Origin of the sequence: Halorhabdus utahensis DSM 12940 (genome assembly GCF_000023945.1) — an archaeon.
Classification (GTDB): domain Archaea; phylum Halobacteriota; class Halobacteria; order Halobacteriales; family Haloarculaceae; genus Halorhabdus; species Halorhabdus utahensis.
In genome coordinates this window covers 69,708-90,200 of the sequence record NC_013158.1, presented here as the reverse complement: position 1 = coordinate 90,200, position 20,493 = coordinate 69,708, and the positions used below count along the sequence as shown (strand labels likewise).

At 62.1% G+C, this 20,493-nt stretch carries 22 protein-coding genes; 7 read left to right on the top strand and 15 right to left on the bottom strand.

What is annotated here, in order from left to right:
• Positions 1 to 8: 8 nt before the first annotated feature.
• The 3 genes from HUTA_RS00440 to HUTA_RS00430 all read right to left on the bottom strand — a co-directional run bounded on the left by HUTA_RS00440 (position 9) and on the right by HUTA_RS00430 (position 1,543).
• Complete coding sequence (locus HUTA_RS00440; RefSeq protein WP_012795157.1) at positions 9 to 902, bottom strand: mechanosensitive ion channel family protein; 894 nt, start codon at positions 900 to 902, stop codon at positions 9 to 11.
• Entirely contained in the window at positions 899 to 1,147 is a 249-nt protein-coding gene (locus tag HUTA_RS00435) for a YhbY family RNA-binding protein (protein ID WP_012795156.1), read from the bottom strand. Before HUTA_RS00435 ends, HUTA_RS00440 begins: the two co-directional genes overlap by 4 nt.
• Positions 1,148 to 1,243: 96 nt before the next feature.
• On the bottom strand, positions 1,244 to 1,543 hold the full coding sequence (locus tag HUTA_RS00430) for a ribonuclease P protein component 4 (RefSeq protein ID WP_012795155.1): 300 nt from the start codon (positions 1,541 to 1,543) through the stop codon (positions 1,244 to 1,246).
• A gap of 91 nt (positions 1,544 to 1,634) precedes the next feature.
• On the opposite strand from HUTA_RS00430, the gene HUTA_RS00425 reads away from it, so the two are divergent.
• Entirely contained in the window at positions 1,635 to 2,744 is a 1,110-nt protein-coding gene (locus HUTA_RS00425) for a glycosyltransferase (protein WP_012795154.1), read from the top strand.
• Positions 2,745 to 2,757: 13 nt separating this feature from the next.
• Here HUTA_RS00425 and HUTA_RS00420 read toward each other — a convergent pair whose 3' ends face one another.
• The 3 genes from HUTA_RS00420 to gatC all read right to left on the bottom strand — a co-directional run bounded on the left by HUTA_RS00420 (position 2,758) and on the right by gatC (position 5,272).
• Complete coding sequence (locus HUTA_RS00420; protein WP_049941120.1) at positions 2,758 to 3,024, bottom strand: hypothetical protein; 267 nt, start codon at positions 3,022 to 3,024, stop codon at positions 2,758 to 2,760.
• Positions 3,025 to 3,692: 668 nt separating this feature from the next.
• Positions 3,693 to 4,997, bottom strand: coding sequence for an Asp-tRNA(Asn)/Glu-tRNA(Gln) amidotransferase subunit GatA (gene gatA / locus HUTA_RS00415; RefSeq protein ID WP_012795151.1), 1,305 nt, complete (start codon positions 4,995 to 4,997; stop codon positions 3,693 to 3,695).
• Positions 4,994 to 5,272: an Asp-tRNA(Asn)/Glu-tRNA(Gln) amidotransferase subunit GatC gene (gene gatC / locus HUTA_RS00410; RefSeq protein ID WP_012795150.1), complete on the bottom strand. Its 279-nt coding sequence runs from the start codon at positions 5,270 to 5,272 to the stop codon at positions 4,994 to 4,996. Before gatC ends, gatA begins: the two co-directional genes overlap by 4 nt.
• 169 nt (positions 5,273 to 5,441) lie before the next feature.
• Here gatC and HUTA_RS00405 point away from each other — a divergent pair, with 169 nt between their 5' ends.
• Both HUTA_RS00405 and HUTA_RS00400 read left to right on the top strand, forming a co-directional pair.
• Positions 5,442 to 6,413: a transcription initiation factor IIB gene (locus tag HUTA_RS00405; protein ID WP_012795149.1), complete on the top strand. Its 972-nt coding sequence runs from the start codon at positions 5,442 to 5,444 to the stop codon at positions 6,411 to 6,413.
• 80 nt (positions 6,414 to 6,493) lie between these two features.
• Positions 6,494 to 6,967: an NUDIX hydrolase gene (locus HUTA_RS00400; protein ID WP_012795148.1), complete on the top strand. Its 474-nt coding sequence runs from the start codon at positions 6,494 to 6,496 to the stop codon at positions 6,965 to 6,967.
• A gap of 20 nt (positions 6,968 to 6,987) precedes the next feature.
• Here HUTA_RS00400 and HUTA_RS00395 read toward each other — a convergent pair whose 3' ends face one another.
• The 3 genes from HUTA_RS00395 to HUTA_RS00385 form a co-directional block, all read right to left on the bottom strand.
• Positions 6,988 to 7,428, bottom strand: coding sequence for a hypothetical protein (locus tag HUTA_RS00395; RefSeq protein ID WP_012795147.1), 441 nt, complete (start codon positions 7,426 to 7,428; stop codon positions 6,988 to 6,990).
• A 114-nt stretch (positions 7,429 to 7,542) separates the two neighbouring features.
• A complete protein-coding gene (locus HUTA_RS00390; RefSeq protein ID WP_012795146.1) occupies positions 7,543 to 8,595 on the bottom strand; it encodes a methionine synthase in 1,053 nt (350 codons plus the stop codon).
• Positions 8,592 to 9,581, bottom strand: coding sequence for a hypothetical protein (locus HUTA_RS00385; protein ID WP_012795145.1), 990 nt, complete (start codon positions 9,579 to 9,581; stop codon positions 8,592 to 8,594). Before HUTA_RS00385 ends, HUTA_RS00390 begins: the two co-directional genes overlap by 4 nt.
• A gap of 171 nt (positions 9,582 to 9,752) precedes the next feature.
• Between HUTA_RS00385 and HUTA_RS00380 the strand changes: the two genes are divergently transcribed.
• Positions 9,753 to 10,202, top strand: coding sequence for a metal-dependent transcriptional regulator (locus HUTA_RS00380; protein WP_012795144.1), 450 nt, complete (start codon positions 9,753 to 9,755; stop codon positions 10,200 to 10,202).
• A 19-nt stretch (positions 10,203 to 10,221) separates the two neighbouring features.
• On the opposite strand, the gene HUTA_RS00375 is transcribed toward HUTA_RS00380, so the two are convergent.
• Both HUTA_RS00375 and HUTA_RS00370 read right to left on the bottom strand, forming a co-directional pair.
• Entirely contained in the window at positions 10,222 to 11,604 is a 1,383-nt protein-coding gene (locus HUTA_RS00375; protein WP_012795143.1) for a phosphoglucomutase/phosphomannomutase family protein, read from the bottom strand.
• Between the two features lie 47 nt (positions 11,605 to 11,651).
• Positions 11,652 to 12,599 carry a cation diffusion facilitator family transporter gene (locus HUTA_RS00370; protein ID WP_012795142.1) on the bottom strand — a complete coding sequence of 316 codons (948 nt, stop codon included), beginning with the start codon at positions 12,597 to 12,599 and terminating at the stop codon, positions 11,652 to 11,654.
• A gap of 116 nt (positions 12,600 to 12,715) precedes the next feature.
• On the opposite strand from HUTA_RS00370, the gene HUTA_RS15440 reads away from it, so the two are divergent.
• Positions 12,716 to 12,859 (top strand): DUF7557 family protein, encoded by a 144-nt coding sequence (locus tag HUTA_RS15440; RefSeq protein ID WP_012795141.1) that lies wholly within the window; start codon positions 12,716 to 12,718, stop codon positions 12,857 to 12,859.
• 39 nt (positions 12,860 to 12,898) lie between these two features.
• On the opposite strand, the gene HUTA_RS00365 is transcribed toward HUTA_RS15440, so the two are convergent.
• Positions 12,899 to 13,441 carry an HIT family protein gene (locus tag HUTA_RS00365; protein WP_012795140.1) on the bottom strand — a complete coding sequence of 181 codons (543 nt, stop codon included), beginning with the start codon at positions 13,439 to 13,441 and terminating at the stop codon, positions 12,899 to 12,901.
• Between the two features lie 295 nt (positions 13,442 to 13,736).
• On the opposite strand from HUTA_RS00365, the gene HUTA_RS16135 reads away from it, so the two are divergent.
• Complete coding sequence (locus HUTA_RS16135) at positions 13,737 to 13,937, top strand: DUF7835 family putative zinc beta-ribbon protein (protein ID WP_079891660.1); 201 nt, start codon at positions 13,737 to 13,739, stop codon at positions 13,935 to 13,937.
• A 357-nt stretch (positions 13,938 to 14,294) separates the two neighbouring features.
• A complete protein-coding gene (locus HUTA_RS00360) occupies positions 14,295 to 15,635 on the top strand; it encodes an IS200/IS605 family transposase (protein ID WP_012795138.1) in 1,341 nt (446 codons plus the stop codon).
• 97 nt (positions 15,636 to 15,732) lie between these two features.
• On the opposite strand, the gene map is transcribed toward HUTA_RS00360, so the two are convergent.
• The 3 genes from map to carB all read right to left on the bottom strand — a co-directional run bounded on the left by map (position 15,733) and on the right by carB (position 20,459).
• A complete protein-coding gene (gene map, locus HUTA_RS00355) occupies positions 15,733 to 16,629 on the bottom strand; it encodes a type II methionyl aminopeptidase (protein WP_049941383.1) in 897 nt (298 codons plus the stop codon).
• A gap of 79 nt (positions 16,630 to 16,708) precedes the next feature.
• Positions 16,709 to 17,230 (bottom strand): hypothetical protein, encoded by a 522-nt coding sequence (locus HUTA_RS00350; RefSeq protein ID WP_012795136.1) that lies wholly within the window; start codon positions 17,228 to 17,230, stop codon positions 16,709 to 16,711.
• A gap of 7 nt (positions 17,231 to 17,237) precedes the next feature.
• On the bottom strand, positions 17,238 to 20,459 hold the full coding sequence (carB, locus tag HUTA_RS00345; RefSeq protein WP_012795135.1) for a carbamoyl-phosphate synthase large subunit: 3,222 nt from the start codon (positions 20,457 to 20,459) through the stop codon (positions 17,238 to 17,240).
• Positions 20,460 to 20,493 lie beyond the last annotated feature (34 nt).

Sequence of the window (20,493 nt, the reverse complement as noted above, 5' to 3'; positions counted from 1 at the left end):
GACGCCGTTTACTCCTCGGTAGCGAGAGGACCGGAGCCCGCGAGTTCGAGTTCACCACCGATCGTGCGGTTGGGGTACGGGATGTTGATGTCTGCCTCGTCGAAGCGTTCCTTGACAGTCTTGACGTATTCAGCGCGGGTCTTCACGAAGTCCGACCGGCTTGGATTCGAGATCCAGATCCGCGATTGCAGACCCACAGAGGAGTCCCCGAGTTCGACGAGCCGGACCGACGGGGCGGGATCCTCAAGGATGTCGTCGTGTGCCTCGGCCTCCTCGATGATGATCTCCGTTGCCGCGTCGATGTCGTCGTCGTAGCCGATACCGAAGGTGAACTTCATCCGAAGCTCGTCTTTGGCCACGGGGTTTTTGATGACGCCGTCGGTCAAGTGGGAGTTGGGAACGGTGAGCAGTTCGTTGTCGAACGTGCGGATCCGGGTCACCCGGAGACTGATGTCCTCGACGACCCCGGAGTGGTCGTCCCATTCGATCCAGTCGCCGATCCGGAACGGTTTGTCGGTGAAGATGAACACGCCGGCGACGAAGTTCGCGATGACGTCCTGCATCGCGAAGCCGATGGCGAGCGTCGCGGCGGCGGCGATGGTCGCCAGCGACGTGAGGAAGTTGCCGAACCCGGCCATCTGGAAGGCGACGGCGACGGCAACGAAGACGATCAGGCCCCGCGTGAGCTTCAGAATCGGTATCGATGCGTGTTTGTCCACGCCACGTGATCGCAGGCCACGTCGGACGATGGGCTGGACTGTGGCACGACCGAGAAGCGACACCAGCCCGAGCACGAGGACGAACGTGATCGTCGAGCCGATCGCCCCCGCATACGGGACGTTCTGTTCGGCAAGCAGATCACTGATGACGCCCACCAGTGGCACGAACGTGATCGAGCTCATCGTTTGAGAACAGTTGTGTGGCCGCGTGTGTCCACGACCGTTGCGTTCGTCCGATCGGCAAGCTCCGCGGCGAGCGTCGCCGGTTCGCCCTCGGATCGAGCGGCACGTAAGAACTTGACCTTGACCAGGCCGCGTTCGTGCAACTGATCACCGAGTTCGTCGACGACCGCGTCGAGCCCCTTTTTGCCGACCCAGACCGTCACGTCCAGGTCATGCATCGCGTTTTCGGGTGTCACGTCACTCATACCCCGTTGTTCGTCCCCAGACTGTTTGAAGCTTCGGCACTGGACCGGGGTTGAGCCACCACAGCGGCGCAGAAAATGTCGTTGACGAACGATCGGCTACTGGTCGTCGTAGGGATAGCGAGCGTGGCTACCACAGTCACAGGTGATCACGACGTGGCCGTTCTGCGTGCGGACGCGGGCCGATCGACCGGGAAGCAAGTACGCCCCACAGTCCGCACACGTGAATCGATCGAACCGGTCGGGTAGTGACAACCGATGGCGCTGGGCGATACGTTTCGCCCGGCGAACGTGGCTTCGAGCCCGTTGGTCCTTTCCGGAACGGGCAGCCTCGCGAGCTGCTTCGTGCAGCCGCTGAATCCGCTCTGTGGCGATGGCTGCGTCATTACTCATTAACATGCAATAACGGTGTGTGGGGGTTAGGGATGTCGATCCGCCCCCGGAGTAAGACACAACGCATTAATCACTCGTCGCCGAATCCACGATCAGCATGAGTGTGCCGTCCGTCGCCGCGTTCACCGACACCTATCTCCCGACGGTCAACGGCGTCACCTACACGGTCCAGTCCTGGCGCGACGCCTGGCACCGTCGTGGCGGTGATATGCCGATTATCTACCCCGCCGCCGACGACTACGACCCCGACGATCGGGAGTATCCGGTCCGGAGCCTGCCGTTTCCGTTCTACGAGGGATTCCGGATCGGCGTCCCGCAGGTCCCGGACGAAGTTGGCGAGATGGACCTCGTCCACGCTCACACGCCTTTCGGGCTGGGAATGAGTGCAAAGCGAGTTGCACGTTCACAGGATCTCCCGCTGGTCGCCTCCTATCACACGCCGACCAGTGAATACGCGTCGTACGTCTCGCTTGGTGATCGCGTCGAGCGGACGATCCGCAAGACGGCCCAAAGTTACGAACGATGGTTCTTCGATCGCGCTGACATCGTAGTCACACCGAGCGAGCGGACACGCGAGCACGTCCGTGAATCGGTTGGCGTGTCAACGCCCGTCGAGGTAGTCTCGAACGGCGTCGACATCGAGCGGTTCAAGCCCGTCGAGACGGCCGACTTCCGTGATCGATACGACCTGCCCGAGGACCGGCCGATCGTCGGGTACACCGGCCGCCACGGCTACGAGAAGTGTCTGCCGGACATCGTCGCCGCCACCGACGGCATGGACGTCACGGTCGTCTTCGGCGGCGACGGTCCCGCTCGCGAGGACCTCGAATCCCGGGCCGCCGCGGCCGACGTGGACGTGCGATTCCTCGGTTTCCTGCCGCGCGAGGAGTTGCCCGCGTTTTACTCCATTCTGGACGCTTTCGCATTCCCGAGTCCCGTCGAAACCCAGGGACTGGTCGCCCTGGAGGCCAACGCCTGCGGGACGCCCGTCGCCGGCGTCGACAGCGGCGCACTCTCAGTCACTATCGAGGACGGCGTCACCGGCTACACGTATCCCCAAGGAGACATCGGGGCCTTCCGGGAGGCAATCGAGCGCGTGCTTTCGGAACGCGGGGAACTCGGCGAGGCATGTCTCGACAGCCGGGAGGCGATCAGCATCGAGAACGCTGTCGACACGCTGGAGGACGTTTATCGGGGCGTGCTTTGAACGCGAGGAGACATCATTTCGGTGAGAGCTCGATTTCGTTCTCGTAGATTCGAACGTCGAGGGTACTCTCCCCCACTTGCCAGTCAAACCTGTCCGTCAACCCTCCCCCCGTTTCGACCGCGATCGTGCAGGTCCCGGATTGTTCTTTGACGACATGGTTGAACGTGTGCTTGCTGCCGGCGGCAACCGACGCTGTCTTGGTCAGTTCGTCAGTGATCGAACAGTCGACGAATCGCACTGTCGCCGCAACCTCCCCCTCCCGTTCGTTGTATACGGTCACGTCCGTCGGCCCTCTCTGTTCGTAGAAAACACAACCAGCAGCGACGGGCGCAGCGATAACTCCACTTGCCTGTAATATCTTTCGACGTGAAAGGCTCGTTTCCATCTCAACTAGAGAACCGGCGTTTCTTGCATCAATTCGCTATCTCAGTTGACGTATGATACCTAGACTTATCTTCCATTTCGAACGATAGCCCATTGTCTTGGACGATGACGAACAGCGCCAATTCATTGACATTCCAGTCGTAGGTCTCTGTCGTTCCGTTCTGTACATTCACTTTTACCGGACACGTCCCGGAGTTACGTACAACGTTCGTGATTGACTCTTCCTCTCCCGGAGATACTGTCAGTGTCTGTGGTTCGTTCGGGTCGACTCTGACTCCACAGTCGAGAAATGTCACAGTCACGTTGATCGGCGTTTCTTTTGTATTGCGAATGATCAGCGGTTCCAACCCACGAGTGGTGCCGTCACTGAAAACACAGCCTGCGACGCCGCTGGATAGGAATGTTGCACCGATTCCTCGCAGGGCCTTTCGACGTGAGGTAGTACGTTGGCCAGACATCCAAACTGATCATCAGTTCGAAAGACTATAGTATAGAATTTGTGTGTTATAACAAACTCGTTCTGAGAAAGATCGATGACCCGCCGAATCAATCGCGATTCCTTGACTACGCCAGCGCACTGCCGGCCCGAATGATCGCGCGCTCGCCGAACGCGGGACCGATCAACTGCAGTCCCACCGGAAGCCCGTCGCTCGTCTCGCCCGCTGGCACCGAAATGGCGGGCAGGTTCGCGAGGTTGACCGGCGTCGTGTTAGCGTCGGCGAGGTACATCGTGAGCGGATCGTCCAGGCTCTCGCCGCGTTCCATCGGCGGGACGGGCATCGTCGGCGACGCGAGGACGTCGGCGTCTTCGAGTGCCGAATCGAAGTCTTGTTTGACCCACGCGCGGGCGTCCTGGGCTTTCTTGTAGTACTTGTCGTGATAGCCCGCGGAGAGCGCGTAGGTCCCCAGCAGGATCCGCCGCTTGACCTCCTCGCCGAAGCCCTCCTCGCGAACCTTCGCGTACTCCTCGTTCCAGTTGCCCTCGTAGTCGGGCGTCGGGCCGTACCGGACGCCGTCGAAGCGCGCGAGGTTCGAGGACGCCTCGCTCATCGCGATGACGTAGTAGGCCTCGACGGCGTGTTCGACCGACGGCAGGTCGACCTCGTGGTAACTCGCGCCTTGCGATTCCAGCTCGTCGATGGCGTCCCAGAACGTCTCGACGACGTCCTCGTCGGCTCCGTCGAGCAGTTCCGTGGGAACCCCGATCTCAAGCCCGTCGACGTCGCCGTCTGCTGCGTCGGCAAAGGAATACTCGCGCATGTCATCGGGGTTTTCGCCACCGATTTCCTCGTGAGCGGCCCGCGTCGTCGCATCGTTCTCGTCGGGAGCGGCGATGACTTCGAGCAGTTCGGCCGCCTCCTCGACGGAAGGGGCGATCGGGCCGATCTGCTCTAAGGAGTTGGCGTAGGCGATCAAGCCGTATCGCGAGACCAGTCCGTAGGTCGGTTTGATCCCAACTGTGCCCGTGAAGGCGGCCGGACACCGGACCGAACCGCCCGTGTCGCTACCGAGTGCGAGATCGGCCTCGCCGGCGGCGACGGCAGCCGCGGATCCTCCGGATGATCCACCGGGGACGTGGCCTTTGGCGGCGGGGTTCTCGGTCGGCCCGAACGCGGAGGTCTCCGTGGTCGTCCCCATCCCGAACTCGTCCATGTTGGTCTTGCCGGGGATCGTCGCCCCGGCGTCCGTCAGGCGCTCGACCACGGTGGCGTCGTACGGCGGGACGTACTCGGCGAGCATTGCCGAGCCGGCGGTCGTCCGAACGCCATCCGTCGAGATGTTGTCCTTGACAGCGACAGTTCGACCCGCGAGCGGGCCGTCGCCATCGCCCTCGATCGTCTCTTCAGTGATGTAGGCGTTGTAGCTCATGAGACGCGTGGCCCTTTGAAGAACCCATCCTCGCGGTCCGGGGCGTTCTCCAGTGCTTCGTCCTGGTCGAGACTCGTTTCGACCTCGTCGGGGCGCATGACGTTGGTCAACTCCGACGCAGGTTCGACCTCGGGAACCTCGTCGAGCGTCTCGAAAGACGACAGGATATCGGCGAACTGCTCGGTGAAGCGCTCGCGCTCTTCGGGATCCAGATTCACCCGCGCGAGGTCAGCGACGTGTTCGACCTCATCGGGATCGACGGCCGATTCACTCATGGCTGAGGTGAATGCGGGATTCCCACTAAGGGTTTCGAAACCCCGGGCAGCGTTTGTCTCTCCGCAAAGGCAAGGTTTTGGTCGACCAAAGAATTTAAGGTCTCAGAGAAAAAAGACGGATTTGAGTGACAGTGTTCTCCGGGCTCTGTGCCCGTCACGTAATCGACCAATGTCAGATACGACCCTCAGAAGCCACGAGAGAGCGAATCAGCGCGAGAGTACCACCGACGAGGAAACAAAGACGGACGTCTGTCCGGAGTGCGGTGGCGGCCTGGTAACGGATTCCGAGCGCGGCGAGACGGTGTGTGGTGAGTGTGGCCTCGTCGTCGAGGAGGACGAGATCGATCCCGGCCCCGAGTGGCGGGCGTTCGACGCCGCCGAGAAGGACCAGAAGTCCCGTGTCGGTGCACCGACGACGAACATGATGCACGACAAGGGACTCTCGACGAACATCGGCTGGCAGGACAAGGATGCCTACGGCAACTCCCTGTCCTCGCGCCAGCGCGAGAAAATGCAGCGGTTGCGCACCTGGAACGAGCGCTTCCGAACCCGCGATTCCAAAGAGCGCAATCTCAAGCAGGCCCTCGGCGAGATCGACCGCATGGCAAGCGCGCTTGGTCTCCCCGAGAACGTTCGCGAGACGGCAAGTGTGATCTATCGCCGTGCGCTGGACGAGAACCTCCTCCCCGGACGCTCCATCGAGGGCGTCGCCACCGCATCGCTCTATGCGGCCGCCCGCCAGGCCGGCAACCCGCGTAGCCTCGACGAAATCGACAACGTCTCGCGAGTGGAGAAAGACGAAGTCGCCCGGACGTATCGATACGTCGTCCGCGAACTGAAACTGGAAGTCAAGCCCGCGGACCCGACGAGTTACGTCCCGCGGTTCGCCTCGGATCTCGAACTCACGGAGGAAGCCGAGCGACACGCCCGTGATCTCCTGGAGAACGCAAAGCAGGAGGGAGTCCATTCCGGGAAAAGTCCGGTCGGCCTCGCCGCGGCTGCGATCTACGCGGCCTCGTTGCTGGCAAACGAGAAGGTAACGCAAAACGAGGTCAGCGAGGTCGCGAACATCTCCGAGGTCACGATCCGCAACCGGTATCACGAACTGCTGGAAGCCAAACAGGACATCCGGACGGCCTGAGGACCGTCAGCTACGCAGTCACATTTTCGCAACTCACGCGTTTCGGCAGGTTCAACTCCGGCCCGTTCTCGAAGGCGTCCATGGAGACAACGCGTCATTTCGTCGCGACCGTCTACGTCGTTCACGACGGCGAGACGGCACTACACGACCACGAGAAATTGGACATGTGGCTCCCGCCCGGCGGGCACATCGATCGCGACGAACTCCCCCACGTTGCGGCGAAGCGGGAAACCCGGGAAGAGCTCGGACTCGACGTCGACCTCCTCGCACCACAGGAGGACATTACCTCATCAACGGTCGAGAGTATCCCCCAGCCCCAGCATTTCCTGCTTGAGGACATCAACGTCCACGACGGCGAGGTCGGCCACCAGCACGTCGACTTCATTTTCTATGGCGAAGCCGACAGCCGAAATATTGGGCCCGGGGATGGCGAAGCGCCAGCCGACGCCTGGGAGTGGTTCTCGCCGGCCGACCTCGACGCGGCGAGCGACCGACTCCCGAGTGACGTGATCGAGATCGGCAAGCGGGCGATCGAGACGGTCGAAGCGGAATGATCCGGTCCCCCGTTCCCGTCCTAACTCAGTCTGGACAGGAGAGGTGCGAGCCAGCGGCCGAGCCGAGTTCCCGCAGCCTCGACGTACGGGTCGATCCGTTCATTGATACGGCGGCTGATGTGACGAACCGGACTCGTTTCGCTGACCACGAGAACGACCCCGAACAGTCCCAGAAAGATCGTTGCCCGCTCGACACCGGCACCGTCCAAGCTTGCCTGGAGAAACACGCTCATTCCGGTGAGAAGTATCCCGACGGCAAACGGCCGAAGCGTTCGTTCGAACCGTGAAATCACCACGAGAAGACCGCCAACGGCAAGCATCCCGAATCCGATCACCGGTGGCTCCACGCCGGCCCGAGCCGCGACATGCACGACGGGGACAGCGGCGAGCAGTGTGCCACCGACATTCCGCGGTCGATATGGCCAGGTGTGCGTAGCGCCGTTCACCTCCTGTTCGACCATATATTACAGATGATGGTTTTCTCCGACACTTGTTCAATCTGTGGGTCGGCGAAATAACTGCATCGGGTTCGCAATCGGACGGCCGTTCTCGAGTCGGCACTCACTGCGGCGGGATCATTCGCAAGCCGGGACGTCGATTTCACCAGCGTCGAGTTCGGCTTCGATCTCGCGGGCGGCGGTCGTGAGGTTGGCCATCTTCTCGTAGGCCACCTCACGGGGCAGAAGTTTCACGCCGCAGTCCGGCGAGACGGTCAGTCGCTCGGGCGGGACGACTTCTAGTCCTTTCTTGATGTTTTCCTTGATCTCGGCGACGGATTCGACCTCGGTGTCGTGAACGTCGACGACCCCCAGTGCGAAGTCCTTGGTGAACTCGTGTTCTTTGAACACGCCGATCTGCTCGAAGTCGCCGTTGGCGAGTTCGAGGTCGAACTCCTCGACGGGGAACTCCAGGATCTCGGGGTAGATCCGCGAGTAATCACCGTAACAGACGTGCAGTCCGAGGCGGACCTCATCGGGCACGTCTTCAACGATGTGTTCAAGCGCCTCTCCCACGATCGCGTGATCGTCGGGTGTCGTTGCCAGCGCGGGTTCGTCGATCTGGATGTATCGCGCGCCGGCCTCGACCAAGGCCTCGATCTCTTCGTTGACGAGGTCCGCGAGGTCGTAGGCGAGTTCGGCCTCCGAGTCGTAGGCCTCGTTGAAACTCCAGGACGCCAGCGTGTAGGGCCCGGTGATCGGAACCTTCACCGGCACGTCGGCGACCTCGTCGGTGAACTTGAACTCCTCGACGAGCCATTGCTGGTCGTACTCGACCGGTTCGACGACGCTTGGCTTATCGAAGTAATTGTGGCCCCAGACCTTCACGCGGCCGTTGAACTCGTAGCCGTCGATCCGGTGGGCGAAGTACTCGACCATCTCGTTGCGCCGCATCTCGCCGTCGGTGACGACGTCGATGCCCGCGCGTTCGTGCTCGTGGGTGATGACGCGGGAGGCATCGTCTTTGGATTCTTCCCAGTCGTCCTCGTCGAAGCCGGTGTCTTCGGCCTCGAACAGTTCCCGGGCGCGATCGTGCCATTCCGGTTTCGGGTAGGAGCCGACGACGGTCGTCAGCAGGAAGTGGTCGTTGTCGTGGTCGTCCGGTCGGAACTGTTCGCGTGTGTCGCTCATTGGTCGATCGCCTCCGTTGTGGCTGCGGCCAGTGCGTCGAGTTTGGCCTCGAACTTGTTGTCGGGCAGATACAGCAACTCGGTGTTCGGCGTGGCATACACCGTCTCGAAGTCGTTGGTTGTCTCCGCAAGGAACCACTCGATACGTTCGCGGATCTCCGCGGGCGTCTCGACGAGCGTGTTCTGGCCGTCGACCAGCCCCAGCGCAACGTCGTCGGTCGTCCCGTACTCGTTGACGTTTGTGATCGCCCCCTCGTGGTCGGTGACGAGGTCGTGACCGACGGCGTCGATGTCGGCGTCGAGGAGGTAGGCGTAGACTTTCTCCTCGAGTGCGCCCCAGTACGTCTGGACGACGACGTCGGCATCGATCGCGCTTGCGACGGTATCGATGGCTTCGCTGGCGTGTTCACCGCCATCGGCCGGCGGCTCGGTCACGAGCGACGGCTCCAGCAGGAACAGCGTCTCGACCTCGGGGAACGCACCGGCCTCCTCGGCGAGGAAGTCCCCGATCGCGTCGAGGAAGGCGGCCTCGTCGCCGTAAAACTCGTCAGTCGCGAGGTCGGCGAGGGAGTACGGGCCGGGGAGAACCGCCTGCAGCCCATCGTCGACGAACGCGGCCGCGGCGTCGAGTTCCGCGCCGATGTCGCCGTCGAACGTGAGTTCGTCCTCGACGACCGGCTCGCGATAGAAGTTGTTGTTGTCGTAATAGCGGACGATCCCGCGGGTCTCGACGGCATCGTGAACCGAAAGCGGGTGCGCGAGCATGTCGTCCCACCGGAGCTGGCCCTCGACGATCCGGTCTAGCCCTGCAGATTGCTGGGCCTCGATCACGTCTTCGCGTGCCGCCTCGTAGGTCGAAACGATTGCTTCGCCTTCCGACCCGTCGATCAGGTCGCTCCGTTGGTGGCCTTTCAAGTTGGCCAACTCGTCTTTCGCCCAGTCCGGCAGGGGATACAGTCCGGTCGTAGTCGCTACCACCTGTGTCATTACCCCGGGGTAAGAAATGACGAGGCTTAATATTTCCTATTCATGAAAATGCCCTATAGTAATATACGGGCCGGGAATGACCCTACGGGAACGCTTTCGAAGAAACGGTCCAGCGACACAGTTGTGGGGAGCGGTGAGTATTTCTCCATTCGTCGTGTAGCGGGAACAATTGTGAGCCATCACAGCGAGTCCGCCACGAGCGAGAGCGTGGAGATGTATCTCAAGGAGATATACCTCCTCTCGCGGGACGGCGAGGCGGCGCGAACCGGCGCGATCGCGGATCGACTCGGCGTCTCGCCGCCCAGCGTCACGCAGATGCTCTCGCGGCTGCAGGAACAGGATCTTCTCGAATACCAGAAGCGCAGGGGTGCTGAACTCACGGAGCGGGGGACCGAACAGGCCAGAGATCTGCTCGCCAAGCACTGCCTCATCGAGCGATTCCTCGTCGAGGGGCTGGACGTGACCGACGGCTTTCACGACGAGGCGTGCCGTCTCGAACACGCGCTCAGCGATGACGTCGCCGCCCGGTTAACCCGATACGTCGAGCGTCGCCCCGAGTGTCCGGACTGCTACGATGCCGAGGCAAAACATTGTCAGCATCTCGAAATCGAACCGGAATAAGCGACGTAACTCGACCGTCTCAGACCAGCGGTTCGACCAGGTCGACGCCAGCATCCAGCAGCGTGTCGATCCGGTCCGGACTGTCGGCCTCCGCGTAGACGCGGAGTTTCGGCTCCGTCCCGCTCGGACGGACCAGCAGCCAGGAGCCGTCCGCAAGCAGGATCTTGAACCCATCGGCGTCGTTGACGCGTTCGACGGCAACACCGGCGACGGTGTCCGGTAACTGTGATTCGAGTTCGTCGACGACGGGTTCCTTCCGGTCATCAGGGCACTCGATACTCCGACGATCCTGGTGGACCTCGCCGTGGGTTTCGAGAATGTCGTCGATCCGATCGTCGATCGGCCGTTCGGCCGTCATTACGGCCGCGAGCAGCGCCATCAACACGCCGTCCTTCTCGCGGACGTGGTCGCGAATCGAAAACCCGCCGCTCTCTTCGCCGCCGATCAGCGCGTCGTGTTCGGCCATCGCCTGGGCGACCCACTTGAATCCGACCGGCGTCTCGTAGACATCCTCGCCGTGGGCGTCGGCGATCCGGTCGATCAGGAAGGTCGTCGAAACCGATCGAATTGCCGGCCCGTCGTTGTATTCGAGCAGATAGTCGTACAGCGCGGCGAAAAACAGGTTCTCGTTCAGGAAGCCGCGCTCGGGGGTCACGACGGCGAGGCGATCCGCGTCGCCGTCGTTGGCGATCCCGATGTCGGCGTCGCGTTCCTCGACTGTTTCGACGAGCGCTTCGAGGTTCTCGGCTGACGGTTCGGGTGAGGAACCGCCGAACGTCGGATTGTAGTCACACCGGATTCGATGGACGTCCGCTTTGGCCATCTCCAGCAACTCGTCGGTCACGCCGCGCCCGCTCCCGTGCATGCCGTCGTAGACGACATCGATCCCGGTCAGGTGGGCGTCCATCATGACGAGGACGTCCTCGAAATACGGCGTCACGAAGTCGTCTTCCCGGTAGACGCCGTGTTCGTCAGCCGGGAGTGCCTCGGGCTCACGGAGCCGCGATTCGATCGCCTCGGTGACTTCCGGGAGCGCGGGCGCACCGTCGTCCGGGATGAACTTGATGCCGTTGTACCGCGGTGGGTTGTGTGAGGCGGTGATCATGACTGCACCGGCGAGATTCCGGTCTTGAATGGTCCAGGCCACTACGGGGGTCGGACAGTCACGCTCTGACAGCGTGACGTCGAACCCGTTGGTAGTCAGGACTTCCGTGACGTCCGCCGCGAACCCGGGCGAGGTATCGCGGGCGTCGTAGCCGACAGCGACCGTGCCGCCGGCGTGATCGGCTTCCTCCCTGAGATAATCGGCGATCCCCTGTGCGACCATGGAAACGCGGGGTGACGTAAACTCGGAAAGTTCTGCGCGCCAGCCGTCAGTACCGAACTCGATCGCCTCGTCCATACATCCACCATTCCCCCGGCACCTAAAAATCGGCTGGTCCGTCGCCACTATCGCCCGTCGTCGGCTCTGTCGGTGGTCTCCTCAGTCGTCTCGACCAACTGATCGACTGCCTCGTCGGTTTTCCACTCGCCGAGTTCCTTCGGATCGACGTGGACGAACGCGTCGTCGACCTGTTGAAGTTCCTCGACCGACTGGACGACGGCCGACTCGATGTCGTGGGCTTCCCGGAGCGTTCGATGGCCCTCGACTTCGACGTGCAGACTCACGTCGATTTCAGGGCCGACATAGTGGGCGATTACGTCGTGTGCACCCTTGACGTCGGGATGGTCCAGAGCGGTCCGAAGGATCTCTTTCCGGAGTTCGTCCGGCGGGGCCGCACCGACGAGGTAGTTGACGTTGTCCCGGACGACTTCGACGCCGGTGTGCAGAATGCCAATGGCCACCACGAGAGCGGCAAGTGGATCGAGGATCGGTGCCCCGACGGCTGCACCGATGACGCCAGCCAGGGCGGCACCGGCGGTCAGCACGTCGTTGCGGTTATCCAGGGCGGTCGCGACCAGCGCCGGCGATTGCCACGTTCGTCCGACGGCCAGACAGTACCGATAGAGGGCGAGTTTCGCGCCGATGGAGACCACGAGAACGCCGATGGCCGCTGGGCTCCGCAACGACTCGATGTCACCGGCAAGCAATGCTGTCCCTGACTGGTAAATCACCGCGCCGCCGGCCAGGAAGATGCCGGCAGCCACGAACAGCGAGACGAACGGCTCGATCCGCTCGTGACCGTGGGGATGTTCGAAGTCCGGCGGCCGCGTCGTCAGGTAGAGTCCGCCGACAATAACCAGCGAATAGACGGTGTCGGCGAGGCTGTTGATCGCTTCGGACTGGACGGCGAGACTGCCGGTCTCGACGGCGACGACGCCTTTGGCCACGAACAGCGCCAGGTTCGCTCCGAACAACAATAGACCGACGCGTCGAAGCGTCCGGCGACGAGTCATCGACTGCGGATAGGGAAGCGATGCCTATAGTGACTTCGTGTTTCACGGCGAGATGAGTGAACCCCGTCAGTGATACGGTCGACATCTATAAGCCTCGACAGAATGTACGATACATAATGTCACGCACGATAGAACTCGACGACGAACTGGTCGAACGGATGGAACCCTATCTGGAGGACGACGAAACGATCGCTGAGTTCGTCGAGGAGCTGGTGGCCATCTACGAGCAGGAAGGTCGGTTCACCGATCAAGGGTTGTGATCGCCCGGGAATCGAGGGTGGTGAGTGGCGACGCGACGATCACGAAAACGAGATCGCGTCGTCGGGATCAGTGACGATCGCCCCGGACTGATCGGCAAAGGCATCGTGCAGCCGCTCGTAGGAATCCTCGAGTGCTTCGACGATGACTTTCGTCTCGGAGACGACAGCCATGAAGTTGTTGTCGCCCTCCCAGCGGGGGACGACGTGGGTGTGGAGGTGGTCGTCGATCGAGCCGCCGGCCGCACTCCCGCCGAGATTCAGGCCGACGTTGTAGCCGTCGGGATCGAACGCGGCGTCCATGGCGTCGATCGTTCGTTGTTTGAGGTGGGCGTGAGCCAGCAGTTCCTCGTCGTCGAGATCGCCGTAGGCGCCGGTATGTGTGCGCGGGATCACCATCGCGTGACCGGGATTGTACGGGTAGTTGTTGAGAAGCACGTAGGCGTGGTCGTTCTCGGCGATGAGGCGGTTCGTTCGGTCGTCGTCCCACCCCGGAAGCTCACAGAAGATACACGCATCGACGTCCGGATTCTTCTCGGAGCGTTCGACCCACTCGATACGCCACGGGGCGAAAACCTGATCCATGGTGTCACAGTCGCCGCTGGGATCCAAAGAAGCTTCCGAGGCCGGGGCCGCTGGCGAACCATCCGATACGATTCCGGCTATCGTCGACCGCCTCTGACGGACTACAGATTCACGAAGAAGTGATATTTATATCTATCGGCCGTTTTCGGATTGTTTTCATGCCGGAGCGGGACAGAGATGTCTGGAAATGCCCCCTAGGGCCGTCTCGGTTCGTGCTTTCGAGTGCTGTCCCACCACTCGATGAACGGTGCGAACGACGCGCCCATTAAAAGGTACTTGCCGACGCACAACCGGTATGGCGACTGCCAATCAGACGGCAAATACCCGTACCGAGTACTGTCCGTCCTGTGAGCGCAACCGGCCCCACGGCGTCTCGATCAGGCTGCACACAGAAAACGAGGCGTCGGCGAACGCCGCCTATTCCCGTGAGCCATATCGCGTCGCTGTGTGTCAGTCCTGCGGCCATCGGACTGAACGTCGAATGAACGACGCTTGAGGGGCTGTCGTGGGCTCGGAAACTGCGTTCCGTGGTGCAAAAGCGGCCTACCTTTCAACAGCGAGAGAGTCCCGCCGTCGTCGGCCTACGGCCGACTGCCCGTGGCGTCTTCGACGCCACGCTGTTCACGGCGGGCGTGAATCGCGTAAGCTCCGGTGGGAAACCGTCGTGTTACTGCTGGTCCTGAGTCTCCAACGCTTCCAGACCTGCTTTTAACACCTCTGCATAGGCTTCCGAGAGGTCCAAATCGTTCGCTTCTGCGTAGTCTTTGACTCGGCCACCGAGCGTGTGTGAAATGTCGATGTTGGGTCGCATGACGAAAAGACTTTAAGACTAAAAGTATAATAATCTGTCGTCGTGAAGCGTACCAACACGTTCGCCGTGCGACCGCTTTCCGACAATGGAGAGCGACTGCTACGGGACTTGTTGGACGCTTCCGCCGCTCTCTGGAACGAGGTTAACTACGGACGCCTCATGCGGTACAACGACGAAGGCGGCTACGAAAACGAAGACGTGTGGGACGCCGATACAGGCCGACTCGAAGGCAAATACAAAGGCGTCCTCGGTGCGTCCACCGCCCAACAGGTGATACGGAAGAACTCCGAAGCATGGCGCGGATTCTTCGAGAACAAGAAAGCGTATCACGACGAGTCGGATACGTCCGTCACTGAACACCCGGAACCACCGGGATTCTGGGGCAACAAAGACGAGGGCCGCAAACTCCATACCGTCATCCGCAACACGTCGTACACCGTCGAATGGGGCGATCGCTCCCGACTCGAAATACTGGTCGGGAGTGAATTGAAAGACCGATACGACCACACTGGGCGTCTCCGTCTGGAAATCACTGGCGACCCGAACTGGCCCGAGTACGAGAAACAGGGTCGGTTAGACCTGTGGTACGACGAGACTGATAGCACGTTCAGGGCTTCGCAACCCGTGACTGTTTCTGACGAGATACGGGATACTCCACTGGCCGATGAAAAGGCCGCTCTGGACATTGGTGCAAACAATCTCGTCGCCTGTACCACCACAACCGGTAAGCAATATCTGTACGAGGGCCGCGAGTTGTTCCAGCGATTCCGCGACACGACGCGAGAAATCGCCCGGTTACAGTCGAAACTCGATGAAGGGCGATACAGTAGCAAGCGTATCCGGCGGCTGTACCAGAAACGGACTCGTCGCCGGGACCACGCTCAGGAAGCGTTGTGTCGTGACCTGTTGGAACGACTGTACGCCGAAGGCGTGGACACACTGTATATCGGCGGGTTGACCGACGTACTGGACACGCATTGGTCGGTCGAGACAAACGCCAAGACCCATAACTTCTGGGCATTCAAGCAATTCACCGAGCGACTGGTCTGTACTGCCGAAGAATACGGTATCACGGTAGAAGTCCGGTCAGAGGCGTGGACCAGTCAGGAATGCCCGCAGTGTGGTTCGACAGACCGAACGACACGGCATCAGGACACACTCACCTGTCCGTGTGGGTTCGAGGGGCACGCCGACCTTACAGCGTCGGAAACATTCCTAGAGCGGCACACAGAGGAAGCGGTCAGGCCGATGGCACGGCCCGTGCGGTTTGAGTGGGACGACCACGACTGGTCGGAGTCACCACGCTCTCACCGTCCCAAAGAACAGCGCACAGACCCGAGTACCGTCCACCGTGACGGGAATGTTGCCTCCGGCGAGTCGTAGACCGGCTGAGACTCCCACGGAGGAAACCCCGGCGTCGTCGGGCAAGGCCCGACTGCCTGCGGGACGTAGTCCCGCTCTGTTCACGCCGGGGAGGATGTCATCGGCTCCGGGTCGTGACCTCACAGCCGTCGTCGGTCACGATGATCGTGTGTTCCTTCTGGCTGACGTATTTTCCGGCTTCCTCTTTGAGCACAGGATAGCCGTGGACGATGTCGTTTCGCTTCAGCCGCTTGAGTGCCATGGACGGCCGTTTGACATCAAGCCATCGGGTGGCGAAGGGCAGCGTCTTGAACTCCTCGGTGATCTGTTCGAGCGCCTGACGCGCGCGGCGGTTACGAACCGACCCCTCCCGGTCGAGTGCGAAGATCTCCTCGTCGCTGCCTTCCCGAACCTTGCCTGCGCCGTCGGTGGCGAACGGTTCGATGGCGACGACATCACCGGCCGACAGGGTCGCACTCTGGGAGACTGCTCGGTTCGGGATGTTGGGCTCGGTGTGCTGTTCGTACTGGCCGAGTCCGTGGCCGGTGAGGTTGACGACCGGATTGAAGCCGTAGCCGTCGATGGTCTCCTCGACGACCCGGCCGATCTCGCCGGTCTCGACGCCCGGCTCGACGATCTCGAGGGCCGCATCGAGTGCTTCTTCCGACGCCTCGGTGAGTTCGTCGTGGCCGGACAGGTTGACCGTCACCGCCGTATCGGCGAGCCAGCCGTCGATGCTCACGCCGATGTCGAGGTTCACCAGTTCTTCGCCGAAGGTCGCCTCGTCGTCGATACTGGGTGTCGCGTGGGCCGCTTCCTCGTCGATGCTAATGTTGACCGGGAAGGCCGGTTTCCCGCCTAACTCGCGGATCCGGTCTTCGGCCCACTCGGCGATTTCGAGATGGCTCACACCGACTTCGACGCGTTCGGCGGCCTCATCGCGTACTTCCGCCAGGATTTCGCCCGCATGCCTGTGTTTCTCGTACTTCTCGACCGAAAAGTCCACGTCGCTCATACTCCCCCTATCGACCGAGGGGGGCAAGTGTTTGCCGGTCGCCGCCAGTTGCCGATCGGGCATCGGCAAACAGTGAGCCTCACTGCAGTGCCGTGTTGACCCGTTCGGTCATCTCCACGACGGTCGATTCAGTCGCGTAGATCTGGACCGTTGTCTCTAAGGTTTTCATGTCGAGGTAGTACTGACGGTCGACGTCTTCGGGATCCTGCAGCCGAGACCCGACGAGCGCAGCGACGAGGATACACAGCCCGATTCCAAGGGGGGCAAGCGTGAGTGGGGCCGGCAGCGACGTAAACAGCCTGAGTACGATGGTCACAATCGCGCCGAGTACAGTCGCGATAGGGCCAGTAATGAGCAGCATCGATGCCAGAGACTGACCGACGGAGTCGACACCCACTGACCTGATGTCTTCCAGGTCGACGGTTTCGAGTTCGTCATCGAGCCAGACGATTCGGCGATCGGTCAGGCCAACTGTCTCAGTGCCACCCAGTCCGGGCGGGGAGAACTCGAAACCGCGAGTGACCGTATCGACCGTCCAGGACTCGACCAGTGACTCATCGTCCGCAAGCAGTGATTCCAGTGCTTTCTCGCTGGGATCCATATGGCCGTCAGTTGTCGCCCCACTTCCGAGTCGTTTTCGGACGGGTCGCGACGTCCTGGACCGACAGCGGCTGGTCGTCCGACTCGATAGCCTCGAGGGCCGCCTTACCGCTTGCGATCGTGGAGAAGTAGGTAGTCGACTCCTCGACACACACTTCGAGAACGTCACGATTCCGGGAGATCACGAGATCGATTTCGCCGTCCCGCAGTGCAGCCTCGAGCTCGGCCTGGGAGTCGAAGTCATCGAGATCAAGCGTCTCGAAGTGTTCCTCGAAGCCGACGATCGGCAGATCGACGATGGCAGTGCCCGAAAGCGGGATCGGCTTGTCGACCGCCATTTGGGCCTTCTGGTAGGCCTTCCCGAAGCTCCCGGCCGTACCCATGACTTCACCCGTGGACTTCATCTCGGGGCCGAGACGCGGGTCCGAACCCGGGAGGCGATCGAACGGCAGGACGACTTCCTTGACGCTGACCTGCTCGGGCTGTTGCTCGGCGACGTCGAGCTCGTCGAGATTCGCACCCGCCATTACTTTCGCAGCCAGCTTGGCGATCGGGACGCCCGTCGCTTTCGAGACGAACGGAACCGTCCGTGAGGAGCGTGGATTCGCTTCGAGGACGTAGACTTCACCGTCCCGGACCGCGAGCTGGACGTTCATGAGTCCGACCGTCTCTAAGGCGCCGGCGATCTGTTCGGTCACCTCACGGATCCGCGGCATGACGTTCTCGATCTCGTCGCTACGTGGGGGGATCATACACGCCGAGTCACCTGAGTGAACACCGGCGGTCTCGACGTGTTCCATGACACCGCCGATGAGAATATCGTCGCCGTCGGCCACGGCGTCGACGTCGAGTTCGATGGCGTCCGCGAGGAAGTCGTCGACGAGGATCGGCTTGTCCGGACTCACCCGGACGGCCTCCTCGATGTACGTCTTGAGGTCGTCGTCGTTGTAGACGACTTCCATGGCCCGCCCACCGAGCACGTAGCTCGGCCGGACGAGCACCGGGTAACCGATGTCACGCGCGAGTTCGAGCGCCTCGGCTTCGCTGGTCGCCGTCCCACCCTCCGCCTGGGCGATGCCCAGATCGTCCATCAGACGGTTGAACCGGTCGCGATCCTCCGCGAGGTCCATCGCGTCGACCGAGGTCCCCATGACCTCACAGTCGAGTCCGCGGCGGTCGAGTTCGGCCTCCAGTGGATGGCCGATGTCGACCGACGTCTGACCGCCGAACTGGACCATCACGCCGTCGGCCCCGGTCTCCTCGACCACGTCGGCGACCTCTTCGGCGGTGATCGGCTCGAAGAACAGGCCGTCGGACGTGTCGTAGTCTGTCGAAACCGTCTCGGGGTTGTTGTTGACGACGTGGGCGTCGATACCGATCTCCTCTAAGGCACGGACGGCGTGGACCGAACAGTAGTCGAACTCGACGCCCTGCCCGATCCGGATCGGGCCGCCGCCGACGACCACGACGCTCTCGATCTCCGGATCGACCTGGACTTCGTTGCGCTCCAGCCCCGAGAGAGGTTCGCGAGCCGAGTAGTAGTACGGCGTCGAGGCCTCGAACTCGCCCGCGCAGGTGTCGACCTGTTTGAACGAGCGGGCGGGGGCGGCGTCTTCGACGTCCGCGACACTGACGCCGCCGCCGTCGGTCTGTGGCGTCGCCTCCCCGTCGTCGCTGACCACGCCACGCTCGTCGAGGAGACGGTCTGGCAACCAGGAGGCGTGCGTGTCGTCGAACGCACCGCCGCTGGCGAGCGTCGCGACTTCGTGGTTGGTGAATCCGGCCTCGGCCGCGATATCGAGTTCGCCCGCACTGGCGGCGTCGGCGGCATCGGCGATCCGTTTGTAGCGTTCGACGTACCACTCGCGGATCTCGGTCAGTTCCGAGACCGTCTCGACCGAATAGCCGCGTTCGAAGGCCTCGAACATCGCGTATGGCCGGTCAGGCGACGGGCGGACGAGGTACTCCGATTCGAGTTCGTCGTCGCTGACCTCGGTCCAGTTGACTGCAGGGTCGTATTCTGTCGAGCGTAGCGCCTTCAACAGACTCTCCTCGAACGTCCGGCCGATCGACATCGCCTCGCCGGTCGACTTCATCGCCGGCCCGAGTTCGAAGTCGACGTCGCGGAACTTGTCGATCGGCCACCGCGGGATCTTCGTGACGACGTAGTCGATGGCCGGTTCGAAGGCCGCGGTGGTCTCGCCGGTGATCTCGTTTTCGATCTCGTGGAGGCGCTTGCCCATCGCGACCTTCGCGGTCACGCGGGCGATCGGGTAGCCCGTCGCTTTTGACGCAAGTGCCGACGAGCGAGAGACGCGGGGGTTGACCTCGACGACGCGGTACTCGCCGCCGGGCGAGCCATCGTCGCGCCAGGCGAACTGGATGTTACAGCCGCCGTGGATCTCGAGTTCGCGGATCACCTTCAGCGCCGTGTCGCGCATCTCCTGGTGGCCCTCGTCGGGGATGACCTGAGAGGGAGTGACGACCATCGACTCCCCGGTGTGGATCCCCATCGGATCCAGGTTCTCCATGTTGCAGATGATGATACAGGAGTCATCGGCGTCGCGCATCACCTCGTACTCGAGTTCGATCCAACCGTCGATGGACTCGGTGATCATCACGCGGTCGTCCCGGGAGAGGCGCAGGCCCTTGCGTGTGGCTTCCTTGAGTTCGTCCATGTCGCCGATGACGCCCGATCCCGCGCCACCGAGCGTGTAGGTTGTCCGCATGATGACGGGGAGGCCACCCACTTCTTCGACGGCCGCCTCGACCTCGTCCATGCTCTTGATCGTCGTCGAGGCGGGGACCGGCTCGCCGATCTTCTCCATCCGCTTTCGGAACTGCTCGCGGTCCTCGGTCGCGTAGATGGTATCCAGCGGCGTCCCCATAACGTCGACGTCGTGTTCCTCGAGGACACCCTCTTCAGCGAGCTCCGCGGTGACGTTGAGCCCGGTCTGGCCGCCCAGACCCGCGATCACGCCGTCGGGTTCCTCCTTGCGGATGATCTCGGCAATGGCTTCGGTATTGATCGGTTCGAGATAGACCTCGTCGGCCATCTCGGGGTCGGTCATGATCGTCGCCGGGTTCGAGTTGACCAGGACGACGCGTGCGCCTTCCTCCTGGAGCGCGCGACACGCCTGTGCGCCGGAGTAGTCGAACTCTGCGGCCTGGCCGATCTGGATCGGGCCGCTCCCGATCAACAGGATCGTCGGTTGGTCGTCGGCTGTCATTGTGCATCCGGAGTTCGCTCATCGTAATAAACCC

Bases quoted from the DNA above. Each gene is read 5' to 3' on its own strand.
- HUTA_RS00440 (WP_012795157.1), bottom strand. From the start codon at position 902: ATGAGCTCGATCACGTTCGTGCCACTGGTGGGCGTCATCAGTGATCTG.
- HUTA_RS00435 (WP_012795156.1), bottom strand. From the start codon at position 1,147: ATGAGTGACGTGACACCCGAAAACGCGATGCATGACCTGGACGTGACG.
- HUTA_RS00430 (WP_012795155.1), bottom strand. From the start codon at position 1,543: ATGTTAATGAGTAATGACGCAGCCATCGCCACAGAGCGGATTCAGCGG.
- HUTA_RS00425 (WP_012795154.1), top strand. From the start codon at position 1,635: ATGAGTGTGCCGTCCGTCGCCGCGTTCACCGACACCTATCTCCCGACG.
- gatA (WP_012795151.1), bottom strand. From the start codon at position 4,997: ATGAGCTACAACGCCTACATCACTGAAGAGACGATCGAGGGCGATGGC.
- gatC (WP_012795150.1), bottom strand. From the start codon at position 5,272: ATGAGTGAATCGGCCGTCGATCCCGATGAGGTCGAACACGTCGCTGAC.
- HUTA_RS00405 (WP_012795149.1), top strand. From the start codon at position 5,442: ATGTCAGATACGACCCTCAGAAGCCACGAGAGAGCGAATCAGCGCGAG.
- HUTA_RS00400 (WP_012795148.1), top strand. From the start codon at position 6,494: ATGGAGACAACGCGTCATTTCGTCGCGACCGTCTACGTCGTTCACGAC.
- HUTA_RS00395 (WP_012795147.1), bottom strand. From the start codon at position 7,428: ATGGTCGAACAGGAGGTGAACGGCGCTACGCACACCTGGCCATATCGA.
- HUTA_RS00390 (WP_012795146.1), bottom strand. From the start codon at position 8,595: ATGAGCGACACACGCGAACAGTTCCGACCGGACGACCACGACAACGAC.
- HUTA_RS00385 (WP_012795145.1), bottom strand. From the start codon at position 9,581: ATGACACAGGTGGTAGCGACTACGACCGGACTGTATCCCCTGCCGGAC.
- HUTA_RS00375 (WP_012795143.1), bottom strand. From the start codon at position 11,604: ATGGACGAGGCGATCGAGTTCGGTACTGACGGCTGGCGCGCAGAACTT.
- HUTA_RS00370 (WP_012795142.1), bottom strand. From the start codon at position 12,599: ATGACTCGTCGCCGGACGCTTCGACGCGTCGGTCTATTGTTGTTCGGA.
- HUTA_RS15440 (WP_012795141.1), top strand. From the start codon at position 12,716: ATGTCACGCACGATAGAACTCGACGACGAACTGGTCGAACGGATGGAA.
- HUTA_RS00365 (WP_012795140.1), bottom strand. From the start codon at position 13,441: ATGGATCAGGTTTTCGCCCCGTGGCGTATCGAGTGGGTCGAACGCTCC.
- HUTA_RS16135 (WP_079891660.1), top strand. From the start codon at position 13,737: ATGGCGACTGCCAATCAGACGGCAAATACCCGTACCGAGTACTGTCCG.
- map (WP_049941383.1), bottom strand. From the start codon at position 16,629: ATGAGCGACGTGGACTTTTCGGTCGAGAAGTACGAGAAACACAGGCAT.
- HUTA_RS00350 (WP_012795136.1), bottom strand. From the start codon at position 17,230: ATGGATCCCAGCGAGAAAGCACTGGAATCACTGCTTGCGGACGATGAG.
- carB (WP_012795135.1), bottom strand. From the start codon at position 20,459: ATGACAGCCGACGACCAACCGACGATCCTGTTGATCGGGAGCGGCCCG.